General features: G+C 67.3%; 18 protein-coding genes. 4 read left to right on the top strand and 14 right to left on the bottom strand.

Annotated elements, in window-relative coordinates; translation table 11 throughout:
- Window positions 1-70 precede the first annotated feature (70 nt).
- From BPODLACK_RS04965 to thyX, 4 genes are read right to left on the bottom strand one after another with little or no spacing between them, the layout of a single operon-like run.
- Window positions 71-703 carry a TIGR03085 family metal-binding protein gene (locus BPODLACK_RS04965; RefSeq protein ID WP_024498473.1) on the bottom strand — a complete coding sequence of 211 codons (633 nt, stop codon included), beginning with the start codon at window positions 701-703 and terminating at the stop codon, window positions 71-73.
- A 41-nt stretch (window positions 704-744) separates the two neighbouring features.
- The gene (locus BPODLACK_RS04960; protein WP_159404830.1) at window positions 745-2,787 is read right to left on the bottom strand and encodes a ribonuclease J; all 2,043 of its coding nucleotides are present in this window, start codon (window positions 2,785-2,787) and stop codon (window positions 745-747) included.
- Window positions 2,787-3,692, bottom strand: coding sequence for a 4-hydroxy-tetrahydrodipicolinate synthase (gene dapA, locus BPODLACK_RS04955; RefSeq protein WP_024498471.1), 906 nt, complete (start codon window positions 3,690-3,692; stop codon window positions 2,787-2,789). The genes BPODLACK_RS04960 and dapA overlap by 1 nt, the downstream gene beginning before the upstream one ends.
- A 38-nt stretch (window positions 3,693-3,730) precedes the next feature.
- Window positions 3,731-4,483 (bottom strand): FAD-dependent thymidylate synthase, encoded by a 753-nt coding sequence (gene thyX, locus BPODLACK_RS04950; RefSeq protein ID WP_024498470.1) that lies wholly within the window; start codon window positions 4,481-4,483, stop codon window positions 3,731-3,733.
- A gap of 104 nt (window positions 4,484-4,587) precedes the next feature.
- Here thyX and BPODLACK_RS04945 point away from each other — a divergent pair, with 104 nt between their 5' ends.
- Entirely contained in the window at window positions 4,588-6,255 is a 1,668-nt protein-coding gene (locus BPODLACK_RS04945) for an alkaline phosphatase D family protein (RefSeq protein WP_159404829.1), read from the top strand.
- Between the two features lies 1 nt (window position 6,256).
- Here BPODLACK_RS04945 and BPODLACK_RS04940 read toward each other — a convergent pair whose 3' ends face one another.
- The 4 genes from BPODLACK_RS04940 to BPODLACK_RS04925 are packed head-to-tail and all read right to left on the bottom strand — an operon-like array spanning window position 6,257 to window position 9,670.
- The gene (locus BPODLACK_RS04940; RefSeq protein ID WP_024498468.1) at window positions 6,257-7,027 is read right to left on the bottom strand and encodes an HAD-IIB family hydrolase; all 771 of its coding nucleotides are present in this window, start codon (window positions 7,025-7,027) and stop codon (window positions 6,257-6,259) included.
- Window positions 7,028-7,081: 54 nt separating this feature from the next.
- Entirely contained in the window at window positions 7,082-8,308 is a 1,227-nt protein-coding gene (locus BPODLACK_RS04935) for a winged helix-turn-helix domain-containing protein (protein WP_024498467.1), read from the bottom strand.
- Between the two features lie 13 nt (window positions 8,309-8,321).
- On the bottom strand, window positions 8,322-8,840 hold the full coding sequence (locus BPODLACK_RS04930; protein WP_159404828.1) for a dihydrofolate reductase: 519 nt from the start codon (window positions 8,838-8,840) through the stop codon (window positions 8,322-8,324).
- Complete coding sequence (locus BPODLACK_RS04925; protein WP_040004744.1) at window positions 8,837-9,670, bottom strand: thymidylate synthase; 834 nt, start codon at window positions 9,668-9,670, stop codon at window positions 8,837-8,839. The genes BPODLACK_RS04930 and BPODLACK_RS04925 overlap by 4 nt, the downstream gene beginning before the upstream one ends.
- A 108-nt stretch (window positions 9,671-9,778) precedes the next feature.
- Here BPODLACK_RS04925 and BPODLACK_RS04920 point away from each other — a divergent pair, with 108 nt between their 5' ends.
- Window positions 9,779-10,129, top strand: a complete 351-nt coding sequence (locus BPODLACK_RS04920) for an HNH endonuclease (protein ID WP_006436431.1) — start codon at window positions 9,779-9,781, stop codon at window positions 10,127-10,129.
- 91 nt (window positions 10,130-10,220) lie between these two features.
- Window positions 10,221-10,670 (top strand): nitroreductase/quinone reductase family protein, encoded by a 450-nt coding sequence (locus BPODLACK_RS04915; protein WP_006436430.1) that lies wholly within the window; start codon window positions 10,221-10,223, stop codon window positions 10,668-10,670.
- An 80-nt stretch (window positions 10,671-10,750) separates the two neighbouring features.
- Here the strand turns inward: BPODLACK_RS04915 and BPODLACK_RS04910 are convergent, their stop codons facing one another.
- The 6 genes from BPODLACK_RS04910 to BPODLACK_RS04885 all read right to left on the bottom strand — a co-directional run bounded on the left by BPODLACK_RS04910 (window position 10,751) and on the right by BPODLACK_RS04885 (window position 15,264).
- Window positions 10,751-12,136 (bottom strand): HNH endonuclease, encoded by a 1,386-nt coding sequence (locus BPODLACK_RS04910; RefSeq protein WP_159404827.1) that lies wholly within the window; start codon window positions 12,134-12,136, stop codon window positions 10,751-10,753.
- Between the two features lie 228 nt (window positions 12,137-12,364).
- A complete protein-coding gene (locus tag BPODLACK_RS04905) occupies window positions 12,365-12,823 on the bottom strand; it encodes a flavodoxin family protein (protein ID WP_006436428.1) in 459 nt (152 codons plus the stop codon).
- Entirely contained in the window at window positions 12,823-13,398 is a 576-nt protein-coding gene (locus BPODLACK_RS04900) for a maleylpyruvate isomerase N-terminal domain-containing protein (protein WP_006436427.1), read from the bottom strand. Before BPODLACK_RS04900 ends, BPODLACK_RS04905 begins: the two co-directional genes overlap by 1 nt.
- A 31-nt stretch (window positions 13,399-13,429) precedes the next feature.
- Window positions 13,430-13,969 carry a membrane protein gene (locus BPODLACK_RS04895; RefSeq protein WP_024498458.1) on the bottom strand — a complete coding sequence of 180 codons (540 nt, stop codon included), beginning with the start codon at window positions 13,967-13,969 and terminating at the stop codon, window positions 13,430-13,432.
- A gap of 5 nt (window positions 13,970-13,974) precedes the next feature.
- Window positions 13,975-14,724, bottom strand: coding sequence for a 4-hydroxy-tetrahydrodipicolinate reductase (gene dapB / locus BPODLACK_RS04890; RefSeq protein WP_024498457.1), 750 nt, complete (start codon window positions 14,722-14,724; stop codon window positions 13,975-13,977).
- A 57-nt stretch (window positions 14,725-14,781) separates the two neighbouring features.
- On the bottom strand, window positions 14,782-15,264 hold the full coding sequence (locus BPODLACK_RS04885; protein ID WP_024498456.1) for an Lrp/AsnC family transcriptional regulator: 483 nt from the start codon (window positions 15,262-15,264) through the stop codon (window positions 14,782-14,784).
- 137 nt (window positions 15,265-15,401) lie between these two features.
- Between BPODLACK_RS04885 and ald the strand changes: the two genes are divergently transcribed.
- Window positions 15,402-16,517, top strand: a complete 1,116-nt coding sequence (gene ald, locus BPODLACK_RS04880) for an alanine dehydrogenase (protein ID WP_024498455.1) — start codon at window positions 15,402-15,404, stop codon at window positions 16,515-16,517.
- Window positions 16,518-16,551: the final 34 nt, after the last annotated feature.

Genomic DNA, 16,551 nt, shown 5'->3' with positions numbered 1-16,551 from the left:
TTCAGTCACATGGGCAACACCGATAACGGCGCCGTGTCGAAGTTGTTACCCGGTCGCATCGGGACACGCCCTAGAGGCCGTGAGAACTCTCACGAACCGCGGCGATCGCGTCCGCATCGCCGTCGAAGGTCACGGCGACGGGTGCCCGTCCGAACGCGAACAGGACGAGCTCACCGATCGACCCGGTGACCACGACGTCCTTCCCGGAGCCGACGGTCAGGAGGTCCTCACCGGCGGTCGTGCGGAGGGTGACGCGTGCGGGGATCTTCTTGAGCGTCATCCTGCCCATCGAGGTGGCCGGACCGCGCAGCTCGGCCTCGAGTTCGGGTGACAGCATCCGCGGCGTCCAGCGGCCCGCCGGGTCCGCTCCCCCGCGCAGCACGTCCTCGTGGTGGACGAACATCTCGGCGAGATTGGCGAACCGGTCGACGAGCTTGAACGGTGAGTAGACCGGCGGACCCGAGGCGAGTTCGTCGAGCAACTCGTCGAAGTCCCGCCGAGCGGCCTTGGTCCGCACCTTCTCGGTGTATCCGGCGAACGCCGGGATCAGGATGCCCGGCCCGGTGTCGGGGCGTCGTTCGCGAACGACGAGATGAGCCAACAGATCGCGGGTGGTCCAGCCCTCACAGAGGGTGGGCGCGTCCGGGCCCACCTTCTTCAGGGTCTCGACGAGAGCCGCTCGTTCCTCCTGTGCACCTGTCACCCCGTCCACAGTAGCGAGCGTTTCCGATACGGTCGTACCGTTCAGTCGGCTCCCACCGCGAGAACCGTCGGCACGATCATCGGGCGGCGGCGGTAGGCCTCGGAGACCCACCGGCCCACGGCGCGCCGGATCCCCTGCGCGATGCGATGCGCGTCGCTCACACCCTCGGCGGCCAGGGAGTCGAGAACCTGGTTGACCAGGTCGGCAGCCGCCTTCAGCGCATCCGGGTCGTCGGAGAAGCCACGGCCGGAGACCTCCGGCGAGCTGACCGCGCGCCCCGTCGTCGCATCGATCGCGACGGTGATCGCGATGAAACCGCCCTCACCGAGCACGAGACGCTCCGACAGGGTCGACTCGCCGACGTCACCGACCGACAGTCCGTCGACGTAGACGTGTCCGACCGGCACGCGCCCGACGATCTCGGCCCGGCCGTCGACGAGGTCGACCACGACGCCGTCCTCGGCCAGCACGACCTGATCCTCGGACACACCGGTCGCGACCGCGAGCGCGGCATTCGCACGCAGGTGGCGCCATTCACCGTGCACCGGCATCACATTCGACGGCCGCACCGCGTTGTACAGGTACAGCAGCTCACCCGCCGAGGCGTGGCCGGACACGTGGACCTTGGCGCTCTGCTGGGTGATCACGGTGGCACCGCGCTTGGCCAGGCCGTTGACGACGGCGAAGACCGAGTTCTCGTTGCCCGGGATCAGCGACGAGGCCAGCACGACCAGGTCATCGGCGCGGATGTTGATCTGGCGGTGCTCACCGCGCGCCATCCGCGACAACGCCGACAGCGGCTCGCCCTGCGAACCGGTCGAGATCAGCACGATGCGATGGTCGGGAAGCGTTGCGGCGGTGTCGAGGTCGACGACCACCCCGTCCGGCACCGACAGGTAGCCGAGGTCCTGCGCGATCTGCATGTTCCGCACCATCGACCGGCCGACGAAGCAGACGCGCCGGTTGTGGGTGTGCGCGACGTCGATGATCTGCTGGATGCGGTGCACGTGGCTGGCGAAGGACGCGACGATGACGCGTTGCCTGGCCTTGCCGATGACCTGGTCGAGCACACCACCGATCTCACGTTCGGGGGTGACGAAGCCGGGGACCTCGGCGTTGGTCGAGTCGACGAGGAACAGGTCGACGCCCTCGTCACCGAGACGGCTGAACCCGGCCAGGTCGGTGAGACGACCGTCGAGGGGCAGCTGGTCGAGCTTGATGTCGCCGGTGTGCAGGGCGAGACCCGCCGGCGTGCGGATCGCGAGCGCGATGGCGTCCGGGATCGAGTGGTTGACCGCGAAGTACTCGCAGTCGAACGGACCGTGGGTGGTCCGCTCCCCCTCGGTGACCTGAACGAGCTTGGGCCGCAGGCGATGTTCCCGACACTTGGCCTCGACGAGGGCGAGGGTGAACTTCGACCCGACGACGGGGATGTCGCTGCGCAGCCGCAGAAGGAACGGGATCGCGCCGATGTGATCCTCGTGCCCATGGGTGAGGATCACCGCGTCGACATCGTCCATGCGGTCCTCGATGTAGCGGAAGTCCGGCAGGATCAGGTCGACGCCGGGCTGCTGGTCCTCGGGGAACAGCACGCCGCAGTCGACGATCAGGAGACGGCCGTCGTACTCGAAGACGGTCATGTTGCGGCCGATCTCGCCGATGCCGCCGAGCGCGACGATCCGGAGTCCGCCCTTGGGCAGGCGCCGCGGGGTGCCGAGACGATCGACCGGTGCCGGGGTCGCCGGCTCGTTCCGGCGACCACGCGCGTCGCCGCCGCGTTCGTGGCGACCGCGCCGGGCACCGGACGACGACCCGGACCGCTGCCGGGACGCATGCTTCGGTGCAGACTCGGACTTCGGGGCGGACTCGGACTTCGGGGCGCGAGGCGGTGCCGGGTCGGGCGCGATCGTGGCCGGGACGGAGTCCACCGGGACGGCTTCCACGGGGGTCGGCTCCGCGGGGGTCGGCTCCGCGGACACCGGCGGAGTGGCGGGCGGTCCGGCCTTGCGGGAGGCGGCGCGGCGACGGGTGCGCGCCGGCCGCGCTTCGGGCCCGCCGCTGTCGCTGCCGGTGTTGTCGGTCATCAGGCGAGAACACCTGCCGCACGAAGATCCACGATCAGCTCCTCGATCTGGGGCCCGGTGGCGGGCACCTGGGGCAGACGCGGATCGCCCACCTCGAGTCCGAGAACGCGCAGCGCCGCCTTCACCATCGTGACACCTCCGAGGCGTCCCATCGCGTTGACGAGCGGAAGCATCGACGTGTTGAGCGTCCGCGCCGTCGCGAGATCACCCTTCTCGACCGCGATCTGCATCTCGCGCAAGCGATCCGGCACCAGGTGCCCGATGACGCTGACGAATCCGGTGGCGCCGATCGACAGCCACGGGAGGTTCAGTGCGTCCTCACCCGAGAGGTATTCGAGCTTGGTGGTGGCGATGAGGCCGGCGGCCGAGTGCAGGTCACCCTTGGCGTCCTTGACACCGCGGATGTTCGGATGTTCGGCGAGCGCGAGCATCGTCTCGTTGGCGATGGGCACGATCGAGCGCGGCGGGATGTCGTAGAGCAGCACGGGAAGTGCGGTGGCGTCGGCGACGGTCCGGAAGTGCGCGAGGATGCCCGACTGCGGCGGCTTGGAGTAGTACGGGGTCACCACGAGCAGGCCGTGGGCACCGACCTTCTCCGACTCGATCGCGAACCGCACGCTCTCGGCGGTGTCGTAGCTACCCGCTCCCTGGGTGATCCGGGCGCGGTCGCCGACGGCGTCCAGCACGACGCGCAACAGATCGAGCTTCTCGGGCACCGTGGTGGTCGGCGATTCGCCGGTGGTGCCGGACACGACGAGTCCGTCGCACCCCTTCGACACGAGGTGGTCGGCCAGGACGGCGGCCTTGTCCAGATCGAGACTTCCGTCGGGACGGAAGGGGGTCACCATCGCCACCACGTTCGTCCCGAAGGGATGCTCGTGCAGCGGTTCCTGGACTGCGTTCATGGTGCTCAAGGCTACCGCCTCCGTATCCGTGACGGGCCTCACCCTTCCAGCACGAACGGTGAGGTCGCGACCTCGGTGCCGTCGGCGAGCGTGCCGATCTCGAAATCGCCGAAGACGGTGGGAGCCACCTGCATCAATTGCCGCAGGCACTCGACCGCGAGCTGGCGGATCTCGACGTCGGCGTGCTCGGTGGCGCGCATGCCGACGAAGTGCCGCCACGCACGGTAGTTGCCGGTCACGACGATCTTGGTCTCGGTGGCGTTGGGCAGCACCGACCGTGCGGCCTGACGTGCCTGCTTGCGACGCAGGATCGCGTTGGGCACGTCGGCGAACTTCGCCTCCAGTGCGGCGAGGAGTTCGGTGTACGCCTCACGACTCGCATCGGTGGCGGCCGTGAAGAGTTCCTCGAGGTGGTCGTCGCCGACGATCGCGGGCGGCGCGACGACGTTGGAGTCGTGTTCGGGCACGAACCGCTGCGACAGCTGCGAATAGGAGAAGTGCCGGTGCCGGATCAGCTCATGGGTGCACGAGCGCGAGATCCCGCTGATGTAGAAGGTGACCGACGCGTGTTCGAGCAGCGACAGGTGCCCCACCTCGAGGATGTGCCGAAGGTATCCGGCATTGGTGGCGGTGCGCGGGTTCGGCTTGTCCCAGCTCTGGTAGCAGGCGCGGCCGGCGAACTCGACGAGCGCCTCACCGCCCTCGGCGTCCGTGCTCCACGTCACGTCCTCCGGTGGGGTGAACTGGGTCATGGCGACCATCTGCACCTTCAGCGGCACCAATTCGGACACGCAGTCCCCTCCATTCGACGTTTGTGTGCCCTGATTGTCCCCCACCGCCCCGAAGGGCTCGGATTCGGCCTGACGTCGCGGGCCACGGTGGGTAAGGTCCCTGTGTGTCCACCCGACATGAGTCCACCCGACGGACTTTCCTGCGGACCGGTGCAGTCGCCACCGGGGCCGCACTCACCCTGCCCGCCGTCGTCGCTGATCCCGGCCCAGCTCAGGCTGCTTCCCCGCGGGCCTTCGCCCACGGCGTGGCTTCCGGCGACCCGCTGCCCGACGCGGTCATCCTGTGGACCCGGATCACCCAGTCCGCCGCCTCGACGCCGGGTTCCGGTGTGGGACCGGCATGTTCGGTGCGCTGGGAGATCGCGCGCGACGCGGGCTTCGGTGCGGTCGTCGGGTCGGGTGTCGTGCAGACCTCGGCCGAGCGGGACTTCACCGTCAAGGTCGACGCCACCGGGCTGAGTCCGCGGACGACGTACCACTACCGGTTCACCGTGACATCCGGACCGGTCGCCGGGGCGACGTCACCGATCGGTACGACCCGCACCGCACCCGCCACCGGCGCCGACGTCGGACGAATCCGCTTCGGCGTCGTGTCCTGCGCCAACTGGGAGGCCGGGTATTTCGCCGCCTACCGGCACCTGAACAACCAGCGGGACCTCGACGCCGTGGTGCACCTGGGCGATTACTACTACGAGTACCAAACCGGCCGGTACACCGGTAAGACCGGCGCGGTCCGGATCCACGACCCGCGTCACGAGATCCGAACGCTGCGTGACTACCGGACCCGTCACGGTCAGTACAAGACCGATCCCGACCTCGCCGCGCTGCACCGGTCGACGCCGTTCATCTGCATCTGGGACGACCACGAGTCGGCGAACGACAGCTGGCGCGGGGGTGCCGAGAATCACCAGCCCGGCGAAGGGTCGTGGCAGGTTCGACGCGCCGCCGCCCTGCGTGCCTACTCCGAGTGGATGCCGATCCGTCCCGGCGTCGACCCGCAAGGCCGACATCTGTTCCGCCGCCTGCGGTTCGGGAAACTTCTCGAGCTGTCGATGCTGGATCTGCGCTCCTACCGCGACCTCCAGGTGAGCGCGGTGTCGGCACGGATCGACGAGCCGTCCCGCACGATGCTGGGTCGGGCTCAGATGTCCTGGCTGACCAATGGCCTCACCTCGTCGGAGACGCGGTGGAAGATCGTCGGCAATCCGGTCATGATCTCGCCGGTACTGATCCCGCCGCTCGATCCGAAGACCACCGGGGCGGTCACCGAACTGCTCGGGATACCGGAGGAGGGCATCCCCTACAACGCGGATCAATGGGACGGCTACGCCGCCGACCGGCGGCGCCTCCTCGACTCGATCAGGGACAACGGCGTCGACAACGTCGTGTTCATCACCGGGGACATCCACTCGTCGTGGGCATGCGACATCCCGGTGGACGTCGCGAACTATCCCGGCGCCGGGACCGTCGCGACGGAACTGGTCGGGACGTCGGTGACGTCGACCAACATCGACGAGATGTTCAACGTGCCGGCTAACACCGCCGGTCCGACGATCGCGGCCGCGTTCAGTGCGGCCAATCACCACGTCCGCTACTGCGAGCTGGACTCGCACGGATACTCGGTGCTGACCGTCACCCCGTCCGCCACCCAGATGGACTGGTATTTCCTGAACGACAAGACCGATCCGCGGTCGGGCCAGTTCTACGCGAAGTCCTTCCGGGTGCGCAGCGGGACGCAGCGTGTCCAACCCGTCGGGCGCCCCGCCGTGTGACCTACGTGCTCTGATCCAGGATCGCCGACAGTTTGGCGTGGGTGTCGGGCCAGCCGTGGACGGCGATCGAGGTGATACCGAGTGCCTTGACGGGGTAGTCGTTGCCGCCCTCGTCGAGACGGTCGCCGAAGAACAGGATGTCGGAGGTGGTCAGGCCGAGGATGTCCATCAGCTTGAGCGCGCCGTACGCCTTGTCGATGCCCTTCTTGGTGACGTCGACCGACGTCGAACCACCGCTGCGCACCTCGAGGTCGGGCAGCCGCTCGGCGGCATATGCCCGCAGCGACTCCTTCTTCGCGCCGTCGGGATCCCAGGCGGCCTTGGCGTCGACCGGGGCCTTCTGCCCGAGCGCGCTGAAGGTGATCTGGCTGCCGCGGTCCTCGAGGATGTCGCCCCAGGTCTCGCTCTCCCACAGTCCCAGTTCCTTGGCACCGGTCTCGAGGACGTCGAGCGTGCGCTTCTTCTCGTCGTCGCTGAGGTACTCCGCGTAGACGGTCTCCCACTCGCCGCCGTCCCAGCGGACGTATTGGGTGCCGCAGGTGGGCATCAGGTGGAGGTTGCCCACCGAGTCGAAGGTGCCGAGGCGCGCGAGAACCTGCTTCTCGAACTGGGTGAAGTTGCCGCCGGAGATGATGCAACCGAGGCTGACCTCGAGCATCCGGTGCAGCAGGTCCACCATCTGGTCGTCGAGCGGGCTCTTCGACGGTGCGAGGGTGTCGTCGAGGTCGAACATCACCAAGCGATAGTCGTTGCCTTCATACGACACGGTCATCGTCGCATCTCTCCTTCAGGTCGTCCCCGTCATGTTTCTTCGATCTCCCGGTGCTCAGCATCCCATCACCGCTCGGAGATCGCGCGCGAGGTCACCCTTCGCGCCGACCGTCACGTCATCCAGGTCGAGCCAGCCCGCGAATCTCCGCAGGTCGGCAGCCAATCGCTCGGCGACGACGCGGCGATCGTGGCCGGGCTCGCCGAAGGCGGCGAGTACCAACAGGGTTCGGGATCTCCGGTCGGCCTTGAGGTCGACGCGTGCGGCGAGGTCGGTGCCCAATAGGTAGGGCAGCACGTAGTAGCCGTGCACGCGTTTGTGTTCGGGGACGTAGATCTCGATGCGGTAGTGGAAGTCGAAGAGTCGCTGCGCACGTGGGCGGAAGAACACGAGGGGGTCGAACGGCGACAGGATCGCCGAGGTGTCGATGCGTCGCGGCATGGGCGCGCCGTCGGCGAGGTAGGCGGGGTCACGCCACCCGTCGACCGAGACCTCGTGCAGCACACCCGCTTCGACGAGGTCGGCGACGGCCGGCCGGGCATCCGCCGGCTTGATGCGGTAGTAGTCGGCGAGGTCGGTGACGGTCGCGACCCCGAGCGAGCGTGCGGCGCGGGCGATGAGCTCGCGTTGCGCCTGCGCACGATCAGGTCGCACCGCGGCGACGTCGGCGCCGACGACACGGTCGGTGAGATCGTAGTGGCGAACGAAGTTGCCGTTCCGCACGGCCGACAGGTCGCCGGCGGCGAACATCGCCTCGCACAGGTGTTTGACCTCGCCACGCTGCCACCAACTCCCGGCCGTTCCGGGTTCACGCTCGATGCCGAGTTCCGCCTCGATGGTGCGCGGCGTCGCGGCACCGATCTCGTCGATCACACCCCGTACGTCGTCGGCGAGACTCCGGTTGCGACGCATGATCTCCCGGGTGTGCCGATAGCGGCCATCGGCGAATTCGTCCATCCGCCAACGGAACAGCGGCCAGTCCTCGACCGGGATCAGCGCGGCCTCGTGCGCCCAGTACTCGACCAGACGGCGTCGGCCCCGCACCGGCTGCCAGGCAGCGCGATGCAGAAGGTCGGGGTCGTAAGGACCCAGCCGGCTGTAGAGCGGCATGAAGTGCGCCCGCGCGACGATGTTGACGGAGTCCATCTGGAGCAGACCGGTCCGGCCGACGACCCGCTTCAGATGCGCCATGGTCGGCGCGCCCGACGGTGAGCGATCGGTGAATCCCTGTGCGGCCAGCGCGGTTCGACGCGCCTGGGCCGCGGACAACCGTTCCGTCGCCATCAGCCCCGTGCCCTCAGTCTCTGCCGGCGCGTGTGTAGTCGATGAAGCGGTAGCGAAGGCCGGTCGAGGACGTCTGCCACTCCCTCTTGTCGGCGACCGTCCACTCCGGTCCGATCTCCGGCGCGAATGCATCGGCACCCAGAACGTCGACGTCGATCTCGGTGACGCACAGATCCGTCGCGAATGACAGTGCGGCCCGGTAGATCTCACCACCGCCGATGACCCCGACGGTGTCTCCGTCGGCCAGCATCAACGCCTCGTCGACGGATCGGGCCACCACCGCGCCGTCGGCGGACCAGTTCGGGTTCCGCGTCACCACGATGTTGGTGCGACCGGGCAGGGGCCGGAACTTCGGCGGCAGTGAATCCCAGGTCTTGCGACCCATGATGACCGGGTTGCCCAGGGTCTTCTCCTTGAAGCGCGCCATGTCCTCGGGGACGCGCCACGGGATGGTGTTGTCCCGCCCGATCGCGGCCCCGGCACCCGCGACCTCGTGCCCCTGCGCCCAGACGAGCCGGACACGGGGCCTCACACCGCCACCGGCGCCTTGATCCCCGGATGCGACTGGTAGCCGACGATCTCGATGTCCTCGTACTCGTAGTCGAAGATCGAATCACGCTTGCGCAGTTCGAGTTTCGGATACGGATAGGGCTCGCGCGAGAGCTGCAGGTTCACCTGGTCGACGTGATTGTCGTAGATGTGGCAGTCGCCACCCGTCCACACGAACTCGCCGACCTCGAGGCCAGCCTGCTGCGCCATCATGTGGGTCAGCAGCGCGTACGACGCGATGTTGAACGGCACCCCGAGGAACAGGTCGGCGGACCGCTGATAGAGCTGGCAGGAGAGCTTGCCGTCGGCGACGTAGAACTGGAAGAACGCGTGGCACGGCGGCAGCGCCATCTGCGGGATCTCGCCCACGTTCCATGCGGACACGATGTTGCGTCGCGAATCGGGATTGGTCTTGAGCGTCTCGAGGGCCGCGGAGATCTGGTCGATCTGCTCCCCCGACGGCGTCGGCCAGCTGCGCCACTGGACGCCGTAGATCGGTCCGAGGTCACCGTTCTCGTCGGCCCACTCGTCCCAGATGGTGACGCCGCGTTCCTGGAGCCAGCGGACGTTGGAGTCGCCGCGCAGGAACCAGAGCAGTTCGTAGATGATCGACTTGAGGTGGACCTTCTTGGTGGTGATCAGCGGGAACCCCTCGGCCAGGTCGTAGCGCAGCTGATGACCGAAGAGGCTCTTTGTGCCTGTGCCGGTGCGATCCGCCTTCGGGGTACCCGTCTCGAGCACGAGGCGCAGGAGGTCCTCGTACGGAGTGGGGATCGTCCCGGTCGATGAGATGTCGCGGATGGCCGTGCTCACGGGTGTCAGTGTAGGCAAAGGTGCCGACACGTCGCCGGGCGCACGACACGCGCACTCCACCTACTGTGGCTGCTGTGACGGATGTGACCTCGCGGGTATTCTCCTCCCGTGGCCACTCGCAGCACGACCCGCGCCAATCGCTATGCGAAGCGACGCCGCAAGCGTGTTGCCGCCCGCGACAACGACCTCACCGACACCCAGTGGCTCGCACTCCAGGAGGCTTGGGGCGGGTGTGCGTACTGCGGCGCGGCCGGGGTGGCTCTCCAGCGCGACTGCATGCTCGCGATCTCCCGCGGCGGGCGCTACACCGTCGCCAACGTCGTGCCGTGTTGCGGCTCGTGCAACGCGAGCAAGTGCAATTCCGAGGTCACCACCTGGATGCGCCGCAAGAAGCTCGACGAGAAGGCGTTCCTGGTCCGGCAGTATGAGGTGAGCCGGCTCCTCGCCGACGTCGAATAGCCGAAGAATCGTCACCGGCCGGACCGCGAAGTGTTCCGCGGAACACTCTGATGGCGCACACTGGGACCATCGCGGCAAAGGAGAGACGACGATGAGCTTCGAGACCTCGGTGGGTACACGCGGCGGCCGGTCGCCGAAGGGACCGTTCGTTCGCGTCGTGAACAAGATTGTCGCCCCGATGATCCGCCGGAAGGGGCAGTTCGGCGGCATGAACGCCCTCGTGCTGACGACCGTCGGCCGCAAGAGTGGACAGGAGCGGGCCAACCCGCTCGCCTGGTTCCCCGGACCCGACGGCAGCTGGCTGATCGTGGCCTCGGCGAACGGTGCCGCCAACAACCCCGGCTGGTATCACAACCTCAAGGCGCATCCCGACAAGGCGCGGATCGAGGTGGACGGCAAGACCGTCCAGGTCCGCGCCGAGCAACTCCACGGCGACGAACGCGCACAGGCCTGGAAGCAGATCAGCAAGAACGAGCGGTTCGCCGGCTATCAGGAGAAGACCGACCGGCAGCTGCCGGTCATCAAGCTGACCGCCAAATAGCCGCAGAACCACCCGTTTTCAGCAAACCCAGCACCCCCGAGGGTGGTGATTCTGCCGAAAAGTGGTGGGTCTGCCGGACGTCAGGCCGCGGCGGACACCTGGCTTGCGTTACGTTCCTTCCACTCCCACACCGCGTAGATCACCTCGGTCGCATACCCGAGGTCGAGCTTGCCGCCACCCACAGGCACCGTCGCGTCAGCCGCGATTCGCCCATCGGGCAACCACTCTCCTAGCGCACGCGTCGGTGGGCTCACCTCGATCACCGAACCACCCGGCCCGTGGAACGAAAACCGTTGCGACCCATGACCGGTGATACTGAACTCACCACGATGCAACGCACGGTGACAGCTTCCACACAACAAAATCAGGTTGTCCAACTCGGTCTCCCCACCGGCCGACCAGAACACCACATGATGCGCGTGCAGATGCCGTGTGCGTTCACACCCCGGCGTCTGACAGCACCGATCCCGCAGGAACAACGCCCTGATCAGAGCCTTGTTCGGAGTTCGCCGCTTGCGACCCAACCCCAACAACGCCAACTTCCCCGGACCACCAGGAACCCTGGCAGACAACGCCTCCCGCGTCACCGCCCCACACCGAGCCTCCTCGAGCTCGGCCTCCGACACCGCCGGACCGTCATCGAGATGCGCGTGTTCCACCCCATCACCGGCATGGATCAAGATCTCCGCACCCGGCGCAAGATCGGGCATCGCGATCCCGTCATGCACCATGTCCGCCATCGCCACCACCGCCGGCGCCAGATTCGACGGCACCTGCCGCCAAAGATCCCGACGATTCGTCGGCTTTCCCTCCGAATCTCGTTCACCGGACTCTGTCTCCAGCTCACCCGAAGTGTTCCGCGGAACACTCGGCAGGTCCGAATCTTCAGCCGTGCGGGTCCGTTCGTACTCAGCACGCACCGCCCCGGCGAGGAAACGTGCGCCGTCCAGAGGCGACAGGGTCATCGACACCGACAACGAACCGTCGAGATTCCACTTCCACCGACCCCACGACTCCGTCGGCGCCACGAGTTCCCCGTCCTCGCCGTGCCCGCGGTCGATCTGACGCATGGCCCGCACCGCCTTCTCCACCTGCGACGCGGTGCACGACAACGCAAGATTCACCAACTCCTGCTCCCGCATCGGGGTAGCCACCCGCGTCAACGCACGCACCTTCGAATACGTCAACCGCCCCTCACCGAACGCTTGCCGGACTACCGGCAACTCCCGCAACGATTTGGCCACCCGTACCTGCTCATGCGCCGTCCGCTGCGAAATCCCCGCCTTCCACGACAACCAGTGCGCCAATGAATGAATCCCCGGCCCTCGCCACGACTCCCGCTCATCCAACTCGGCTACCAGATCGAGGAACTCCGCAGTCAACGCCGTGATCTGCGCGGCGTAACCCAGCACCCGAACCTCGAGCACCCCATCCGGCAATGACGACGGATCCGCCCCATCGAACATCGACGCGACACCTTCAGAACGCAACACAGCAACAGACACCGAGACCCCCCAGCCAGTTCGAACAGATATACGAACAAGCTACCGCCGACCACCGACAATTCCGCAGGTCAACGCTTCATGAGCGTTCCGCGGAACACTGTCGCCATCGGCGCATGACCCGGCGGGAGATTTCGTAGCCCACTGACTCCGACAATGTCGCCGTGCCTGCCGCCGACCGAAGTACCACGGTCAACCCATCAACCCAGCCGCGACCGTCGCACCCAGTTCCCAGCACGCCTCGCGGTCGCCTTTGGTCGGTTTCTCCGAGACCACCACGTACTCAGCCGATTTCACCCACCCGAGCCCGGTGGTGATGGCGTCGACTGCCTTCTCGGCCCCCTCGGTCCCCTGGTTCCCGTGGAAGTACGCACCGAACGGGCGTCCCTGCGTCGAGTCGAGGATCTGGTAGTAACTGACGTCGAACGCATGTTTCAGTGCGCCGCTGATGTATCCGAGGTTGGCGGGGGTGCCGAGGATGTAGCCGTCGGCCTCGAGGAAGTCGCTCGCGGTTACCGCGAGAGCGGCTCGACGTACCACCTCGACGCCCTCGATCTCCGGGTCGGTGGCACCCGACACCACAGCCTCGAACATCTCCTGGCAGTGGGGCGACGGCGTGTGGTGAACGATCAGTAGCCTCTTGTCCGCCATCAGGACCTCCCTGCAAACGCGAGCAACCGGTCTGCGGCACTCTCCGACGCCGGCTCGATCGGCGCCTCGAACAGTCCGGCCGCACGTAGCTCCTCGATGACGGGCGCGGCGTCGGTGAGCAGGAAGCCGACGAGCCCGTCCGACGGTTCCCACTCCGCATCGATGCCGACGCACAGATCGTGGGAATGCAACGCCAGCTCCATGATCCGCATCACCAGGAGCTGACGGCCCGGTCGGCGCCCGGCGCGATGATCGACATCGACGTCGAGGTCGGCGGAGCCGACGGCGGCACGGAAGGCGTTCTCACTACGCCAGAATTCAGCGATCGGATCACCGGCCTCGAGGTAGTCGACGTCGCGCGTCGAGAGAGTGTCGGCGGTGCTCGCACCCTCGAGCAGCATCGAGTAGCGGTAGCCGCCGCCGATGAGGTGGTTGATCAGGTCCCTATTGGTCCATCCCGCGCAACCACTTGCGTCGCGCAGCCTCTCGGGTCCGGCGTTCGCCAGATGATCGGCCCACAGCCGGGCGGCCTCGTCGAGCCAGGGTCCCGGGTCGTTCATCTGGCGATCGTTCATCTGTCCTCCCACACTGTCGGATAAGACTCCGCTACTGCTCACGCCCGTGGAACTGTGCGACCGCGCGTTTCATCATCGCGCGGGCGCGGGGGCGGTCGCCGGCGTAGTCGTAGGCGCGGGCGATGCGGTACGTGTTGCGCCAGTCGTTCGGGTCGGCTTCCCACTCGGCCTTGACCTGCGCGAACAATTCGTCGGCGGCGTCGCGTTCCATGCGGCCCGAAGCGCGGTGCGGGAGGTTCGAGATGTCGAGCTCGCGGCCTTCCTCGGCCATGATCGCCGCGAGCTTCTGGTGTTCCAGACCCGCGCGCAGCGTCGCGTAGATCAGCCACGCGCCGATGAGCGGCAGTGCGATGACACCGAGTCCCAGCCCGATTCCCGCGACGGTTCCCGTCGCGATCAACTGGAACCCACGCCAGCCGAGAAGTACGAAGTAGACGACCAGCGCCACGACCAGGAAGCCGATCATCCAGACGATCGGCCGGGCGTCCTTCTTCTTCGGACCCAGCTGCGGCGCGCCACCCTCGGTGTCGCCGGTGTGGGTGCCCTCGTCGTGCGTGCCGTCATCGACCATGGGAATCAGAGGTCCATCAGTTCTTCGAGCCCGATGGTCAGACCCGGACGGTCGGCGATGCTGCGCACCCCGAGGAGCACGCCGGGCGCGAACGACGACCGGTCGAGGGAGTCGTGGCGGATGGTGAGGGTCTCGCCCTCTGTGCCCAGCAGCACTTCCTGGTGGGCGACGAGGCCGGCAAGGCGCACCGAGTGGACGTGCACTCCGTCGACCACCGCCCCACGCGCGCCGTCGAGTTCTTCGGTGGTGGCGTCGGGACTCGGTCCGACGCCGGCCTCGGCGCGTGCGCGGCCGATCAGTGCGGCGGTGCGGTAGGCGGTGCCCGACGGCGCGTCGGCCTTGTGCGGATGGTGGAGTTCGACGACCTCCACCGAGTCGTAGTACTTGGCGGCCTGCGCGGCGAACCGCATCGACAGCACCGCGCCGATGGCGAAGTTCGGGGCGATCAGCACGCCGACCTTCGGGTTCTCGGCGAGCCAGCCGCGGACGGTCCCGAGACGTTCCTCGGTGAAGCCGGTGGTGCCGACGACGGCGTGAATCCCGTTGGCGATGAAGAACTTCAGGTTGTCCATGACGACGTCGGGGTGGGTGAAGTCGACGACCACCTCGGTGTCGGTGTCGGAGAAGAACTCCAGCGAGTCGCCCTTGTCGACGCCCACGGTGTAGGTGAGGTCGTCGGCCTTCTCGACCGCCGTGACGATCGCCTGCCCGACCTTGCCCTGGCTACCCAGGACGCCCACCTTGATACCGCTCATGTCCACCCTCTTCGATCTCGACGTGCCAACGGGCCCAGTCTAGTGGCGACCACCTGCTCAGTAGATCGGCGCATCGCCGCGACGATGCTCGAAGACCAGCGACGTGGTGGTGCCCGCGACCTCGCGTCGACTGTTGAGCCGCTCGACGAACTGGCGCAGCGCCTCGGTGTCGGCGGTGGCCACGTGGAGCATGTAGTCGTCGGCACCGGCGAGGAAGAACACGTCGATCACCTCGTCGTAGGCGGCGATCTCGCCGACGAATCGTCGGATCTGACCACGCGCATCGGATTGGAGACTGACCGCGACCATCGCGCGCAGCGGGCGGCCGACGGCGGCCGGGTCGACGTCGGCGAAGAATCCACGGATGACCCCGAGGTCGACGAGCCTGCGCATGCGGCCGTGACACGTCGACGCAGCGATCCCGACGCGTTGGGCCAGCTCACTGTTGGGCATGCGGGCGTCGGACTGCAGGAGCTTCAGCAGTTCGCGGTCGGTTGCGTCGAGGTCTCCGGGCTGAACATCCTTCGGAGTGGCGGGCATCTCAGCCTCCTGATCTGAACCATCTTCACAATTCCGGGGCTCTTGAGAATCTTCCTCGCGCACATTGTGACACTTCCGAAGTTCCTTCACCCTGAAGGCAGGTTATCAGTACAAACTTCGAGACGAGAGTGAGCCTCATGCGCGTCGGCGTCCCCACCGAGATCAAGAACCACGAATACCGCGTCGCCATCACCCCGGCCGGCGTCACCGAACTGCACCATCGCGGGCACGACGTGATCATCCAGGCGGGCGCCGGAGAGGGTTCGGCGATCACCGACAACGATTACAAGGCCGCCGGCGCGCAGATCCTCGGTACGGCCGCCGAGGTGTGGGAGCAGGCCGACCTGCTGCTCAAGGTCAAGGAACCGATCGCCTCGGAGTTCGGCCTGCTGCGGGCGGGCCAGACGATCTTCACCTACCTCCACCTGGCAGCGGGCGAGGAGTGCACCGCGGCCCTGCTCGCCTCCGGCACCACGTCCATCGCCTACGAGATGGTCCGCACCGCCGACGGCGCACTTCCCCTTCTCGCCCCGATGAGTGAGGTCGCCGGACGTCTCGCACCACAGGTCGGTGCCTATCACCTGATGAAGTCCGAGGGCGGTCGCGGCACCCTCATGGGCGGTGTCCCCGGCACCGAGCCCGCCGAGGTCGTCATCATCGGCGGTGGGGTCAGCGGCGTGAACGCCGCGACCATCGCGGTGGGCATGGGCGCGCAGGTCAGCGTCTTCGACCTCGACATCGCCAAACTCCGCGCGATCGACGCGCGCTTCGGCGGCCGCGTCCACACGCGCTACAGCACCCGACTCGCGCTCGACGAGGCGGTGAAGAACGCCGACCTCGTCATCGGCGCCGTCCTCGTCCCCGGCGCGAAGGCACCGGTCCTGGTGCCCAACAGCCTGGTCGCAGAGATGAAGCCCGGCACAGTCCTCGTCGACATCGCCATCGACCAGGGCGGCTGCTTCGAGGACTCGCACCCGACGACGCACGCCGAACCGACCTTCGCCGTGCACGACACCATTTTCTACTGCGTGGCCAACATGCCGGGCACGGTCGCGCGCACGTCGACACAGGCGCTGACCGGCGCGACCCTCCCCTACGTCGTGCGTCTGGCCGATCAGGGCTGGGAGACGGCCTGCGCGGTTGATCCAGCTCTCGCGTCCGGGTTGAGCACCCATGGCGGCGAGCTGTTCACCGCCGAGGTCGGCGAGGCCCTCGGCCTACCGGTCGCGGTTCTGCCGTTCGCACACAACTAGTTCAGAACCGGTGCGCAGTTCAAAACCTGAGCGC

The organism is Gordonia sp. YY1 (genome assembly GCF_009872315.1).
In the GTDB taxonomy this organism is placed as follows: Bacteria; Actinomycetota; Actinomycetes; order Mycobacteriales; family Mycobacteriaceae; genus Gordonia; species Gordonia amicalis.
This window is presented reverse-complemented; position numbering and strand designations above follow the sequence as displayed.

Excerpts from the sequence above, each read along its gene's own strand:
- BPODLACK_RS04940 (WP_024498468.1), bottom strand. The coding sequence starts at position 7,027 with ATGACCGTGTCGTATGAAGGCAACGACTATCGCTTGGTGATGTTCGAC.
- BPODLACK_RS04935 (WP_024498467.1), bottom strand. The coding sequence starts at position 8,308 with ATGGCGACGGAACGGTTGTCCGCGGCCCAGGCGCGTCGAACCGCGCTG.
- BPODLACK_RS04900 (WP_006436427.1), bottom strand. The coding sequence starts at position 13,398 with ATGAACGATCGCCAGATGAACGACCCGGGACCCTGGCTCGACGAGGCC.
- BPODLACK_RS04885 (WP_024498456.1), bottom strand. The coding sequence starts at position 15,264 with ATGCCCGCCACTCCGAAGGATGTTCAGCCCGGAGACCTCGACGCAACC.
- BPODLACK_RS04960 (WP_159404830.1), bottom strand. The coding sequence starts at position 2,787 with ATGACCGACAACACCGGCAGCGACAGCGGCGGGCCCGAAGCGCGGCCG.
- BPODLACK_RS04915 (WP_006436430.1), top strand. The coding sequence starts at position 10,221 with ATGAGCTTCGAGACCTCGGTGGGTACACGCGGCGGCCGGTCGCCGAAG.
- BPODLACK_RS04905 (WP_006436428.1), bottom strand. The coding sequence starts at position 12,823 with ATGGCGGACAAGAGGCTACTGATCGTTCACCACACGCCGTCGCCCCAC.
- ald (WP_024498455.1), top strand. The coding sequence starts at position 15,402 with ATGCGCGTCGGCGTCCCCACCGAGATCAAGAACCACGAATACCGCGTC.
- dapA (WP_024498471.1), bottom strand. The coding sequence starts at position 3,692 with ATGAACGCAGTCCAGGAACCGCTGCACGAGCATCCCTTCGGGACGAAC.
- dapB (WP_024498457.1), bottom strand. The coding sequence starts at position 14,724 with ATGAGCGGTATCAAGGTGGGCGTCCTGGGTAGCCAGGGCAAGGTCGGG.
- BPODLACK_RS04895 (WP_024498458.1), bottom strand. The coding sequence starts at position 13,969 with ATGGTCGATGACGGCACGCACGACGAGGGCACCCACACCGGCGACACC.
- BPODLACK_RS04910 (WP_159404827.1), bottom strand. The coding sequence starts at position 12,136 with ATGTTCGATGGGGCGGATCCGTCGTCATTGCCGGATGGGGTGCTCGAG.